11 protein-coding genes are annotated in these 13,545 nt (G+C 46.3%); 1 reads left to right on the top strand and 10 read right to left on the bottom strand.

The genetic code is table 11. The annotated features are described in order from the left end of the window. Nucleotides 1–125 precede the first annotated feature (125 nt). Nucleotides 126–1,493: a 23S rRNA (uracil(1939)-C(5))-methyltransferase RlmD gene (rlmD, locus tag LCM10_RS12220; RefSeq protein ID WP_224876960.1), complete on the bottom strand. Its 1,368-nt coding sequence runs from the start codon at nt 1,491–1,493 to the stop codon at nt 126–128. Nucleotides 1,494–1,826: 333 nt separating this feature from the next. Here rlmD and LCM10_RS12225 point away from each other — a divergent pair, with 333 nt between their 5' ends. Further along, nucleotides 1,827–3,503 (top strand): S9 family peptidase, encoded by a 1,677-nt coding sequence (locus LCM10_RS12225; protein WP_224876557.1) that lies wholly within the window; start codon nt 1,827–1,829, stop codon nt 3,501–3,503. Between the two features lie 55 nt (nt 3,504–3,558). Here the strand turns inward: LCM10_RS12225 and LCM10_RS12230 are convergent, their stop codons facing one another. The 9 genes from LCM10_RS12230 to LCM10_RS12270 all read right to left on the bottom strand — a co-directional run bounded on the left by LCM10_RS12230 (nt 3,559) and on the right by LCM10_RS12270 (nt 13,352). Then, nucleotides 3,559–5,190 carry a peptide ABC transporter substrate-binding protein gene (locus tag LCM10_RS12230; RefSeq protein WP_224876558.1) on the bottom strand — a complete coding sequence of 544 codons (1,632 nt, stop codon included), beginning with the start codon at nt 5,188–5,190 and terminating at the stop codon, nt 3,559–3,561. Between the two features lie 322 nt (nt 5,191–5,512). After that, a complete protein-coding gene (locus LCM10_RS12235; protein ID WP_224876559.1) occupies nt 5,513–6,061 on the bottom strand; it encodes a sigma-70 family RNA polymerase sigma factor in 549 nt (182 codons plus the stop codon). A gap of 187 nt (nt 6,062–6,248) precedes the next feature. Continuing rightward, nucleotides 6,249–6,899: a thiamine phosphate synthase gene (thiE, locus tag LCM10_RS12240; RefSeq protein ID WP_224876560.1), complete on the bottom strand. Its 651-nt coding sequence runs from the start codon at nt 6,897–6,899 to the stop codon at nt 6,249–6,251. After that, nucleotides 6,896–7,702: a bifunctional hydroxymethylpyrimidine kinase/phosphomethylpyrimidine kinase gene (gene thiD, locus LCM10_RS12245; RefSeq protein WP_224876561.1), complete on the bottom strand. Its 807-nt coding sequence runs from the start codon at nt 7,700–7,702 to the stop codon at nt 6,896–6,898. The genes thiE and thiD overlap by 4 nt, the downstream gene beginning before the upstream one ends. Before the next feature lie 14 nt (nt 7,703–7,716). Continuing rightward, nucleotides 7,717–8,511, bottom strand: a complete 795-nt coding sequence (thiM, locus tag LCM10_RS12250) for a hydroxyethylthiazole kinase (protein WP_412103396.1) — start codon at nt 8,509–8,511, stop codon at nt 7,717–7,719. A 142-nt stretch (nt 8,512–8,653) separates the two neighbouring features. Further along, on the bottom strand, nt 8,654–9,301 hold the full coding sequence (locus LCM10_RS12255; protein WP_224876563.1) for a pentapeptide repeat-containing protein: 648 nt from the start codon (nt 9,299–9,301) through the stop codon (nt 8,654–8,656). Between the two features lie 368 nt (nt 9,302–9,669). Next, nucleotides 9,670–11,463 (bottom strand): L-lactate permease, encoded by a 1,794-nt coding sequence (locus LCM10_RS12260; RefSeq protein WP_224876564.1) that lies wholly within the window; start codon nt 11,461–11,463, stop codon nt 9,670–9,672. A 278-nt stretch (nt 11,464–11,741) separates the two neighbouring features. Next, entirely contained in the window at nt 11,742–12,515 is a 774-nt protein-coding gene (locus LCM10_RS12265) for an IclR family transcriptional regulator (RefSeq protein ID WP_224876961.1), read from the bottom strand. 57 nt (nt 12,516–12,572) lie between these two features. Then, complete coding sequence (locus LCM10_RS12270) at nt 12,573–13,352, bottom strand: fumarylacetoacetate hydrolase family protein (protein ID WP_224876565.1); 780 nt, start codon at nt 13,350–13,352, stop codon at nt 12,573–12,575. Nucleotides 13,353–13,545 lie beyond the last annotated feature (193 nt).

A 13,545-nucleotide genomic window follows, 5' to 3' on the forward strand; every position in this document is an offset into this window, starting at 1 on the left:
CTCCAATTGTCCGTACCCTCTGCAAAATTCCTTGTCTAGTTAAATAACGGCAAGTGAAAAGGTACGTCCCGGACCGCGTTAACGCATTAACGCAGTGAGGGACGTACCTTCAATTTGTCTTCAACTTATTTATTCAATGTCAGTGTAGCGACACATTCCACGTGCACGGTGTGAGGGAATAAATCGACTGGTTGAACAGCATCGAGCGTGTATCCGAATGGTTCAAGCTCCTTGATATCCGTCGCGAACGTATCCGGATTACATGATACATAGACGATTCGTTCCGGCTGCGAACGACCGATTCTTCTCATCACTTTACCGCCGGCACCAGAACGTGGCGGATCAAGCATAAGAAGTTCAGGATGGCCGAAACTTTCATGCACTTGGTCGATTCCTTTCCGGGCATCCTTCGCCAGGAAGTACGTATTGGTGATGCCATTATCTTCTGCGTTTCTCTTAGCTGATTCGATTGAGCTTTCAACGATTTCTATCCCTGCAAGCTCCCCTACTCTACTTGCGAAAGGCAGGGAGAACGTACCGACTCCGCAGAATAGATCGATCATCTTCTCCGTCTTCTTAGGCTGACTCATCTCGACGGCAAGATCCACTAGTTTCTGTGCCTGGACCGGATTCGTCTGGAAGAAGGTATCGAACCACAGACGGAAGCGGTATCCATCCATCTCGTCATTGATATAGTCACGACCTGCAAGCAGATGGATCTCCTCTGCCTGGGTACGATCCGCCCATGCAGTGTTTTCCATCCATAACAGACTCTTCACGTGCGGGAATTTCGCTTCCACGCGGCTCTTTAAATCATCCACTGCAGACCCTAATTCGCCTTGTGGAGACTGTGTTGCAAATAACGCCAGCATCATTTCACCAGTTGCGAACGATTGTCTGACCATCAAGTGGCGCAGCAGTCCTTCATGAGTATCCTTATTGTATCCTGCAAGTTCATGCTCCTTCACCCATCGGGACACTTCCATCGCCGCTTCCACCATCTGCTCACTCGCGATCAAGCACGTTTCAAGGTTGATGACCTTTCTGAAGTTCCCTTGCTCATGAAGGCCCATGGAACCATCGGGCGCAAACGTGAATTCCATCTTGTTCCGGTACTGCCAAGGCTCGTCCATACCGATCGTGTCGCGGACAAGTGCAGGATCGAAGCCTTCAGCTTCAATCGCTTGCTTCACATGATTCGTCTTCTCTTTCAGCTGGCCTTCATATGTCCAGTGCTGCCATACACATCCTCCGCATCTTTCAAAATGGGGGCATGGTGCATCTGTGCGTTCCGGATGCGCTTCGAGGATCTCCTCAGGCATGACTTTCCGTCTTCTTTTTTCTGGCTGATCCACCATCACGCGCACTTTTTCACCAGGAAGGGTCTGCGGGACGGTCAGCTTCAATTTCTTCGGATTCCCCAGTTCATTCTCGCGCCAAACATTGGCACGTCCCGAACCTTTCTTATCCAATCCGTGTATAGTAACAACCATTTCTTCATTGGTATTAGGCAATTCGTGGTCCTCCTTGATACTTACTGTCTAACATAATACTTTATTAAAATTAAGGGGCGATTGCAACCTTTTTCGGACTCCCCTCTCAGCCCTCAACCTTTAAGGTACGTCCATGCGTGCGGTGACAAGTCACCAATCAATGATTGAATGAAATATCCAACAATGTAATAATATGGTTATGATGTGATCTAACACGAGGAGGAATGCCTTATCCGCAAGAAGCACCCGGAAGTTGAACAGTATTTTCATACATTTGAAATCAGTACATTCTGTGTAAGTGAGAATGAAGAAAAGCTGGTTTATAGTACGAATTTGAATGAGCAATACAATCTTTGGGTCATGGACCTGCCACATACCTATCCATACCCGCTGACAAGCATTAATCAAAACAGCAGCATGATCCACATCCATGAAGCGACCGAAAGCATTATTGCAACATTTGAACATGATGGCGATGAACAATACCAACTCTATCATCTCCCGCTTTCAGGGGGGCACCCAGTTCCCTTCAATGAAAAGGAGAACGAATCCACCTGCTATCACGCCGTTTTCACTGCCGATCATCAAGAAATGTACTATGCTTCCAATCATGAAAATCCGCTACTGAACATATATAAAACAAATCTTGAAACAAATGAAACGCACCTGATGCAACAAGGGGACAAGGCCCCCATCGTCGTTGCCGCCGTCTCACCGGATGGTTCCGCCTACACGTTCACTGAAACATATTCCAACACTCATGCTGCGGCGTATTATCATGAAAAGGGAGATAAAGTGTCATTGGTTCCTGACCCTTCCATCCCCCATGTCGTCAAAGACATCACATTTGCAGGTAACGACACTCTCTATCTTGTAACAAACTATCAATCCGAATTCTCATACATCGCGTCTTTTTCCCTATCAACCTATGAATTTCAACCACTCATACAATTGGAAGATGAAGAGATCAATGCAATCAAACTACATAATGGAACGATCTTCTTCCCCTCCCAGAAAGGCGTGAGAGATCACCTTTATCACTATGACCTTTCTACCAAAGCATTGAACAACTTGGACGCACCATGCGATATCATCAAAAAGATCCAGGTCACAAACAAGGGGACCCTTTACATTTTGGGCGTATCTGCACACCAAATCGATACCATTTTCAAACGGGACCCTCTCGGTGAATGGAGCAAACTTACCAATCACAAAGTGCTCGGCATCAGTGACGACATGATGATCAAACCCGAAGTCGTACATTATAACTCCTTTGATGGTTTATCCATAGAAGCCCTTCTATTCAAACCCCAAGCTAGAAATGCGAATGGATACAGTATCCTATGGCCGCATGGTGGACCTCAGAGTGCCGAACGTTTGAAGTACAGGCCAATCCTTCAATATCTGGCTCAAAGCGGATATGTGATCTTCGCCCCCAATTTCAGGGGAAGCACCGGGTACGGTTCATCTTTTCAAAAGATGGTCGAACAGAACTGGGGAGAAGGCCCACGACTTGATTGTGTGGCCGGGATGGACTGGCTCATCAGTGAAGGGCATGCAGAGAAAGGCAAACTATTTTCAATGGGAGGAAGCTATGGCGGATATATGAGTCTCCTGCTCGCCGGGCGTCACTCCGAATATTTTTCCGGGATTGTCGATATTTTCGGCATTTCAAATCTATTAACATTTATCGAAAATGTCCCTCCAAGTTGGAGGACGCTGATGAATCAAATGGTCGGTGATCCTGAGAAAGACCGCGAAAAACTTGTCAGTGAATCTCCGATTACGTATCTGGATGGGATGGATAAGCCAATGTTCATCATTCACGGACAAAATGACCCACGGGTAAAAACGGAAGAATCAGAAAGAATCGTGAACAGTTTGAAGGGAAAAGGCGTCCGTGTCGAATATCTCCTCTTTGACGATGAAGGGCACGGCTTTTCAAAGAAAAAGAACGAGATGGAGGCAAATAAGAGGATCAAGGCCTTCTTGGACAGTTTAGTGAAATAAAAATAAGGACTGTTCCCCCTTCATACCCGGGAACAGTCCTTATCCTATGATTCTACTATTTTATTTCTGCCCACTTATAGGAATGCTCCGCTCCGAAATTATGTCTCAGAATCCCATTTACATACTCTTTTTGTAAAAATGCCCTTCCATCCTGGAACATCGGACTGATCGCCTGATCTTCAAGGATGATCTTTTCAGCTTCCAACAGCGCATCCCACCTTGCTTCAGGATCCGTCAGCAGGCTGGACTTCCCTGCTTCAATCAATCGATCGAGTTCCGGGTTGGAATAAGCCATCTGATTATGAGGACCATCCGTCACAAACATGTCGACAAACGTCATTGGATCTGGATAATCCGGCCCCCACCCTGCATAAGCAAAGTCGTAATCCCCTGCAGATTCGAGCGCAAGCTTTTGCTTGAACGGTTGTTGCGAAATGGAGATGGTCAGTCCTTTCAGGTTTTTCTCTAGCTCTTCCTTGAGGAATTCACCTGTTTTTCTTGAATTATCGCCATCATAGTTTAATAGCTCTAACTCCACTGATTCTTTCCCTAGCTCTTTCAACGCTGTCTCCCATAGTTCCGCTGCTTTTTCTGGGTTGTATTCCCCTAGCTGCCCATTCTGTTCACGATAATCCTGACCATCGGGACTTGTAACGAAATCTCCTGGAACAAGGAACCACGCCGGAATCGAACCGTCATTCAACAGAATGTCGACATGCGATTGCTTATCCCACGCCATATCGATTGCTTTTCGGGCATTTTTATTGGCGAGCACTTCATTCTTCTGATTCAGGCGGAGAAAATAGACCGAAGTGCGTCCTCTCGTTTGAAAGTTTTTATCATCCTTGTATTTGTCAACGAACTCAGCAGTGAGGCCCGTCACATCAGCGGCCCCTGTTTCATAGAGGTTCACCCGCGTCGCCGCATCCTTCACAATATTGAAATTGATTTCATCCAATTTCACTGCCGATTCATCCCAATACGAATCATTCTTTTTCAACTGAAAACTTTCTTCATGCTTCCATTCCGACAGGACGAATGGGCCGTTGTAAATCGTTGTATCAGCTTCTAGGCCAAACTGATCACCCTGTGAAGTGATATAGGACTCTTTCTGAGGATAAAACGTTGCGAAAGTGAGGAGTCCTTTAAAATACGGGACTGTCTTTTCAAGTTGTACTTCTAGCGTCTTGTCATCCAGCGCTTTTACGCCCAATTGATCCGGTGGCAATTCACCAGCATTCACTTTGGCTGCATTCTTGATATCATACATGATGTAAGCATATTCGGCACCGGTATCCGGATTCAGCGCCCGCTTCCATGCATACTCGAAATCCCCCGCTGTCACCGGATCTCCATTCGACCATTTCGCATCGCGTAGTTTGAACGTATACGTTGTACCATCTTCTGAAATGGCAGGTTCCTCTGCCGCCATCCCAAGCACGGGTTCATCATTTTCACTCAAGCGGTACAACCCTTCATAAATATTATTCATCACATCGAATGAAACAGAATCCGTAGCAAGAGACGAATCCAATGAAGGGATTTCAGACGTCTCGATTAAGTTAAGGACCTGGGCCCTTTCTTCGGATTGACCGGGATTCTCCCCATTATCCGTTTTGTCGCTGCATGCTCCAAGAAATGAAGCGAGCACAAGCAGCAAAGCAAGAAATGTTGCTTTTGCCTTCATAAAGACACCCCTTTTCAGTTAATACAGAAGATTTCTCTTTATGGCTCTTTTCTCATGCATGGTTGATCAAAGAACTTCTCAAGTTCCTGTGTGCAGGTTCTCAGGTGCAACAATCCATTAGAAAACAGCCTTCTATTTTTCTTCTGTACTCTTTTGACGAAGGAGTGAGTCGGAATTGTTCAAAGATAATTAATATTTTTAATATTATTGTTACAATAGACAAACTTTTGTAACAATAGGAACAAAAAAATTTGCAACAGTTTCATTGAATTCACCCTGCCATCTTGGCTGTACTTTTCGAGTAGTATTATGTAGCGAAGGCTCAATATCGGTTCAGATCAGCTTCCAGTTCACATCGTAATGCTTCCCTGGCTCTCCTCAACCTGGTCCGAGTGGTATTTTCATTGATTTGGAGAGAGGTTGCGATTTGATGGATGGTCAGTTCTTCGAAATAATATAATTGGATGATCTCACTGTATTTTGCAGGCAGCGTTGTGACCACCCTTTTCAACCACTGTCTTTCATCTTCCTCCAGTAATTGATTTAGTACACTCTCTGGGTGGGACGTACGCTCCATCAAAGTATCATCACAAATAATATTCCGGACCGTATAACTGCGCAAGTGATCCTTACATACATTTGCGGTGATTGAATAGATCCAAGTACTTATCGAAGCATCTCCCCTGAAGGTTCCGATGTTCTTATAACACTTAAGAAATACCTCTTGGGTGATGTCTTCAGACGTTCTATGGTCCTTCACATAAGAAAATGCCAACTTCATCACCTTCGGCCGCATCTCATCAAAAAAACGTTCATAAAATTCATCTAACCCGTTTTGATCATAAAGTGGGACTTTCCTACTTTCGCTCATTCCCAATCACCTGATTTCCCGAAAGATGGTATACATTTTATTCCATATTCGTTCATTACTCTCCTGCCCCCTTCCATCAATGTATGTAAAAAAACTCATCCGAATGTTGTATTTTTTTCCAACCAAAGAAAAGGTACGTCCCTCATCGCGTTAACGGATTAACGCATCGAGGGACGTACCTTCAATGTTATTTTAGTGCTCTTTTTAATTCTTCAGTTGCTTTCTTGACGTTTTCCGCGGCTGCAATGGCCGAGATCAAGGAGACACCATTTGCACCTGCCTGAACGACGTCACGTGCATTGACTGCGTTGATGCCGCCGATTCCTACGATTGGGATCATGATCCCGTTCTTCCGAAAATCTTCGACGATTGCAAGTCCACTGACAGCACGGGCATCATCTTTTGAAGTAGTTGGATAGATCGGACCGAGCCCGAGATAATCGGCTCCATCCTCGATTGCTTTCTCTGCTTCCTGGATCGTATGGGTCGAGACGCCCAAGATTTTATCTCCTGCCCTCTCACGTACAAATCCCGCTGCAAGGTCCTCCTGTCCGACGTGGATACCGTCTGCGTCAAGCGAAAGCGCCAGATCCACATCATCATTGACAATGAACGGAATGCCTGCATCCTTGCATACCTTGAATAGTTTCTCGGCAAGCTTTATTTTTTCCATTCCCTCAAGAGCCCTTGAGCCCTTTTCCCTGAATTGAAACAAGGTGATGCCCCCCTCGATTGCCTGCTGGAGGACGTACACCGGGTCCTTCACGCAATTCGTGCTTCCCATGATGAAATATAGCTCGAGGAGTTTTTCGATTTGATGCTGAGGATAGGCTGTCATTTCACTTCACCACGCTTCTGATATGCCCAATGATTCGTCGGTCCGTGACCGCCGCCGATCCCGAGTTCGTCTTCGATCGCCGCCCGGATGAACGCCTTCCCTGTTACAACCGCTTCCTTCATTGAATAGCCCTTTGCGAGCTGTGCCGTGACAGCGGCGGAGAACGTGCACCCGGTTCCATGTGTATGACGCGTGTCGATACGTGGGGAAATCAGTTCCTCGAACGCTTTTCCATCGTAAAACAAGTCGACCACTTCACTATCTTCGGCATGTCCGCCTTTGATGACGACGGAATCCGCGCCCATGTCCACCAATCTTTCTGCAGCTTCCTTGCGTTCATCCAACGTTTCGATCTTTTTCCCTGTCAACACTTCGGCTTCGGGGATATTAGGGGTGATTACGGCTGTCAATGGGACGAGCTTTTCGATTAGTGCGCGGACTGCTTCGTCCTGCAAAAGCTTTGCCCCGCCCTTTGCAATCATGACTGGATCGACGACTACATTCTTCCACCCATAATGACGAATGCGTTCACTGACCGCTTCAATCACTTCGGATGAAAATAGCATGCCTGTCTTCAGTGCATCCGTCCCAAGGTCCTCTCCTATCGCATCGATTTGCTTGACGATGCCTTCAGTCGTTACAGGGTATACACCGTGCACACCCAATGTATTCTGAGCTGTAACGGCCGTGATGGCAGACATTCCATAGGCACCCAATTCCTGAAATGTTTTAAGATCCGCCTGGATGCCGGCACCGCCGCCGCTGTCCGAACCTGCAATCGTTAGTGCTTTAAATACCGTCATGTTGAATCCCGCCTTTATTCGTTGATGGTTTCTAATTTAGCAAATGACTCGTCTTCTTCTTTGATCTTTGACAGCTGATTCAGAAATTCCACCTGGAAGCTTCCTGGCCCTTTATCCACCGTAAGCCTTGCCGCTTTCTCCGCAGCGATTCCATAAATGGAAACAGCTGTGACCGCAGCCTTCACATGATCTCGTTCAATCGCTGCAAACGCACCGATCACCGATGATAACAGGCAGCCGGTACCAGTCACTTTCGTTAAAATCGGATGACCATTCGCCACTCTGTACGTCGTCTTCCCGTCTGAAATGACATCTTGTTCACCTGTGATGACGACTGTGATTCCAAACTGATTTGCCACTTTCCGGGCGAGTCCAACCTTGCTGCCGCTGCCTGAACCTGCATCGACGCCTTTTATCGTCCACGTCTCTCCGGCTACATTTGCCACTTCGGCTGCATTCCCCCTAATGATGGAAACCTTGACTTCTTTCAAGATTTTTCGAGACATGTCCGTACGGAACGTGGTTGCTCCTGCTCCGACTGGATCCAGCACCACTGGCACACCTTTTTCATTGGCCGCTTTACCGGCAATGATCATCGATTCCACCTCACCATGCGACAATGTCCCGATGTTCAGAACCAAGGCCCCTGCAATCGAAGCCATCTCCGCTACTTCTTCCTTGGCATAAGCCATGACAGGCGACGCTCCTATAGCCAGGAGACCATTCGCTGTAAAATTAGTGACCACAACATTCGTGATATTATGTACAAGTGGATTTTCTTCTCTTAGCTTCGACACCAACTCAAACAAAGCCATTCCCTCCCGAAACTTTTTTCATCTCTATAGTAACACTTCTCCCATTTTGAAGGTACGTCCCAGCCTGCGTTAACGCGTTAACGCAAGCTGGGACGTACCTTCATAGGCGTGTTCCCAATCAGATCAAGAGGTCGTATTACTCTTTCACTTTCAGCCCAAGAAGCGAGGCAAAGGAAACGGCCTGTTGTGGAGAGACGATGCACCCTTTTACATTGGCAGCTTCGACATTGATCCTTTCGAAGAAGCTGGAGCTTATGTCCACTCCGTTCAGATTCGTCACAGTGAAATCAATATCATTCAAATCACATTGTTCGAAGGCCGTCCTCTTCATGTCGCATTCATAGAAATTAGCACTATGCATACGCGATCTTTCAAATCGCACCTTATTTGTCATCGTCTCGATAAAACTACTCACATCCATGATGCAATTATCAAATGTGACATCCTTTAGATGGGCTTTCGAAAGGTCAAGACCGAGCAACTTGCAGTCCTTGAACGCCACCCTATGGAGAATCCCTTCATCAAACCGGGTATTCGACAGATCGCAGCCTTCAAAGATTACATCCGCTACATCCGCACGGCTAAAGGTAGAAGATAAAAGCCTAATTCCTTTAAACGATACTCTCGACAGTTCCAACTTCTCGATATTTTCACCTTCGACAAATGCATTTTTGACCTCACAATCCATCAAGGATGGATCTTCCTCATAGTAAAGATCCTCAAACTGGGCTCTTTTCAAGTCAGTTGGTAATTTAGGGTTTTCGATTTTTATATGCTGCAACATACTCAGCATCATCCTTTGCTTACAATATGTATTCTATCTTGTATTGTAGATAAGTAAAAAAGAGAATGTAAGACTATTAATCGATAACAGAGTCTGTTACTCCTTACCATGACCAGGTTTATATGCTATTTTTTCTAGATTATCGACTTAAAACAGGGAACGGCTTTAGAGTTTCTTATCTAGTGGAGGATGTAAATTCAGGAGCTCGGTCGCTTTAAAAGAATGGTGAATAATGTTCACTAGAGAGGCGAATAGTTTTCAATCGCCACCCGTTGGAGGTAGTAGGTTATTCGTCACATTCAAAAAAAAGAAGACCACTGGCCTAGTGGTCTTCTTAGCATTTCAAGTAGTTTGACGGAATGACAGTGTTACCCCTGTTTAACCTTAGGGCCGCCGATATCCTTTGGAAGCATCAACGTCGTGCGTTTATTATTGGACGCAATCACATACATGGCCGCAATCGCAATGACTGCGACAATCAATGATCCAAGGTTGAAGATCCCCTTCTGTGAGTACCAAACGATTGAGTATCCAAGTGAACCTGCGAACAGCGCATAGTAAGTAAACGGAAGAAGCGTTTTACGGATGACTGCGCCTTCCTTCCCTACAAGCCCCACCACCGCAGATGCGGCAACGACATTATGCACACAGATCATATTCCCTGCTGCACCGCCTACTGCCTGGAGTGCAACGATCCAGGTGGCATCGACGCCCATCTGGGAGCCGACATCGAATTGGAATAGCGAGAACATCATATTACTGACTGTGTTACTACCTGCGATAAAGGCCCCGATCCCTCCGATGAAGGTAGAGAAGAACGGCCAGTAATCTCCTGCGATGGCCGCAACGCCATTCGCTAACTCAATCGGCATTTTTTCGAAACCGGCTGCACCGCCTCCCGAATTCAGGAATACCTGCACCATCGGAACCGTGAAGATGAGTGCCGTCGATGCAGCAATCATCGTCTTGCCCGACTGTGCCCATGCCCTCTTATACGCTCCCCCGCTCATTCCATGAAGGAAGAATGTAATGATGGAGACAGCAATGAAAATCGTGCCCGGCAAATACAAGGGCTGAAAGCTTGAACTGATGTCCGTACCGAAAATATTCGGGATTGTGACCTTCCAGGATTGCATCCACCCCAGAAATGGAAGCGATTTCAATCTTGTCAATACTAAGAATAGCCCGACTAGAACATAAGGAGTCCAAGCGCGTGCCATGCTCATGCTACCGCTCTTGTGGGCAATATCCTTGATCTCAAGCTTTCCGCTCCATTCAGGGTCCCACTTGGACTTTTCCTCGAAATCCCAAGCCTCTTCCTTAGGCGGCATGAGGAACCCTTTCTTCGCAGCTGTGATGACGATGACCAAACCGACAAGACCACCGATCATGGACGGGAATTCAGGCCCGAGCACATTCGCCACAATCAAATATGGAACCGTCATGGAAAAAGCAGCAAAAAGTGCGAACTTCCACACTTTGATTCCTTCAGAGAATGATTTATTCTTCCCGAAGAACCTTGTCATCAACGCGACAACGAACAGCGGGATGAGTGTACCCGTGATCATATGCAGCAGGGCGACCTTTGTACCGATGTCGGTGACGAAAGCCAGCATATTGGTTGTGATGCCGTTATCTGCTGATAAACCTGTCTGCACCCCGACAAGGATTGGCGTACCAACCGCACCGAATGATACCGGGGTACTCTGGATCACCATCCCTGCAATGACGGCCGCCATCGCCGGGAATCCGAGCCCTACCAATAGAGGGACAGCCACCGCAGCTGGTGTCCCGAACCCTGCGGAACCTTCAATGAATGAACCGAACAGCCATGCGATGATGATGACTTGGATCCTCCTGTCTGCCGAAATATCCGTGAAGCCCTGGCGGATCGTCTTGATGCCTCCGCTTTCCTGCAAGGTATTCAATAACAAGATCGCCCCGAAGATGATGTACAAAAGAGTTGCAGCGACGACTACACCATTGACGGAGGCTGCCGCAACGTTCGCTCCCGGCACTTTCCAGACAAACAAGGCTAGCCCGACTGCAACTATGTAGGAAATGGGCATTGCTTTACTTGCCGGCCACCTGAGACCAACCAGAAAAATACCGACAGCCAAGATGGGTAAAAGAGATAAGATTGCCAACACACCTGTACTCATGAAACACTTCCCCTTTCTGTTTTGTAATACCAAACAACGTTTCTCAAAAACTGCAAACTAAGCAACACTGTTATACAACCATCCCGTTTGTTGTTATATAACATTACGGAATCCTATCTAAAATTATACATACATCCCAGCTTGTTTCAATTACTTTTTAGAAAATTTATAATTTTTAATAAAATGGCTTATGTAATTTTAATCAAACCATCTCAAGCAATGAAAAAAAGCACTGCTTTTCCGCTAAAAAAACAGTGCCTTCTCTTCAATTCCTACGATTAATCAGGCTGGACATGCCCAAGACGGGCAGATATCCGATTTGCAATCTGAGGGACCCTTTCCTTCAATTCTTCCATGCGCCGACCGGACATCCTCATGGTCGGCCCCGATATGCTCACCGCTGCCACGACCTTGTCAAGATGGTCGAAAATAGGGGCTGCTATACAGGTGATCCCGTACTCATTCTCTTCCAAGTCAAGGGCATAGCCATTTTGCTTCACGCCGATGAGCTCTTTGAGAAATTGATCTTTGTCGGTGATCGTTTGGTCGGTATGCATCGGCATGCCCTTTCGATCCAAAATCTCGATGACATCATTGGCAGGAAGATGGGCAAGGATCGCTTTTCCGACCGACGTACAATGCATCGGTGCCCTCTTTCCTACCTTGGAATGCATCCGGAGCACTTCATTTCCTTCAAGCTTCTCGATATACACCACTTCACCCTGATCAAACACGACAAGATGAATAACTTCATTTGTCTCTTCTTCAAGTTCCAATAGAAACGGCTTCGCTTCCTCCCGTAGATCGATTGATTCAAGAAGCTTCGAGCCAATCTCGAGGAATTTATAACCAAGCTTATAGCGACCGGTGGATTCGTCTTGTTCAATGAAACCATATTGGACAAGTGTCGAAAGGATCCTATACACCGAGCTTTTATTGATATCGATTTGATTCGCAATCTCTGTCACACCCATCCCGCCTTTTTTCAAGCTGATGAGCTGGATGATATCCAGTGCCCTGCTGACGGATTTGACCATATTCTCTCGTTCCACAACTTTCACCTCTGACAAACTTCATATCTTCCATTATATCACAAGAGACTACGCAACTTATGAGACCCCTGCCTTCTTACCGACTGCTTTGAACGTATTCTTAAGCGTACCGATCTCTTTGATTTCACATTCGATCACGCCGCCGTCCCCTACCATTTCAGCCCCTACAGGACTCCCTGTCAGGATGACATCACCCGGTTTCAATGTCATGACCTTAGTTAGATAGGAAATCATCTCCTTGATCGGTACAATCATGAGCGATGTCGGGCTATTCTGCTTCTCTTCATCATTCAGTCGTGCTTCCACATGGATGGAGGAAGGATCCAACTTGGTTTCAATCACCGGTCCTAGCGGGGTAAAAGTGTCAAATGACTTGCCGATCGTCCAGTGGCCTGCTTCATGAAAATATTGGGGTGCCGTGACATCGTTCCCGATTGTATAACCGAATACATAGTCTAGAATGTCCTCGGGGGAAACATCCTTCGCTTCCTTTCCGATCACGACGGCAAGCTCCGATTCGAATTTGACCGATTCTATGTTTTCTGGTATCACGATGTTTTCCTCCGGCCCAATGACAGATGAAGTCGGCTTAAAGAAAAAGACAGGGATCTCCGGCAGTGTGTCAGGGAGGTCACCCTGATGGGCTACGAAATTTGCTCCGATGCCAATAACCTGATTGGGCTTGAGCGGTGCGAGCATTTTTACCTCGTCCGCATTATAAACTCGTCCCGTATATTCCCAGTCTCCGTACATATCCCCTGAGATTTCTTTGATGATGCTTTCTTCAAGCACCCCGGTATAAACGTAATTATCTGCCTCGAATCGAGTGAATTTCATTAGTGATGATCTCCTTTCAAAAATGCTTCGTATTTTAAGATGTTTCTAGTTTTTGTTGGTTAAAAACTTGCAGAAAGCAGTTCTTTTTTGCTTAAAAAAATGTTGAAACTGGAGTATTGCCTTTTACTCCACTTATTTTCCACATAGTTTTGCCTTGGAAATGTTATATATTATCAAAAGTGGGGGGTTTATT

It is taken from the genome of Rossellomorea aquimaris, assembly GCF_020171925.1.
GTDB classification, from domain to species: Bacteria; Bacillota; Bacilli; order Bacillales; family Bacillaceae_B; genus Rossellomorea; species Rossellomorea aquimaris_F.

Coding starts and splice junctions, on each gene's coding strand:
- thiE (WP_224876560.1), bottom strand. CDS start 6,899: ATGACAGCCTATCCTCAGCATCAAATCGAAAAACTCCTCGAGCTATAT.
- thiD (WP_224876561.1), bottom strand. CDS start 7,702: ATGACGGTATTTAAAGCACTAACGATTGCAGGTTCGGACAGCGGCGGC.
- LCM10_RS12260 (WP_224876564.1), bottom strand. CDS start 11,463: ATGAGTACAGGTGTGTTGGCAATCTTATCTCTTTTACCCATCTTGGCT.
- LCM10_RS12270 (WP_224876565.1), bottom strand. CDS start 13,352: ATGAAATTCACTCGATTCGAGGCAGATAATTACGTTTATACCGGGGTG.
- LCM10_RS12255 (WP_224876563.1), bottom strand. CDS start 9,301: ATGTTGCAGCATATAAAAATCGAAAACCCTAAATTACCAACTGACTTG.
- LCM10_RS12230 (WP_224876558.1), bottom strand. CDS start 5,190: ATGAAGGCAAAAGCAACATTTCTTGCTTTGCTGCTTGTGCTCGCTTCA.
- rlmD (WP_224876960.1), bottom strand. CDS start 1,493: ATGGTTGTTACTATACACGGATTGGATAAGAAAGGTTCGGGACGTGCC.
- LCM10_RS12235 (WP_224876559.1), bottom strand. CDS start 6,061: ATGAGCGAAAGTAGGAAAGTCCCACTTTATGATCAAAACGGGTTAGAT.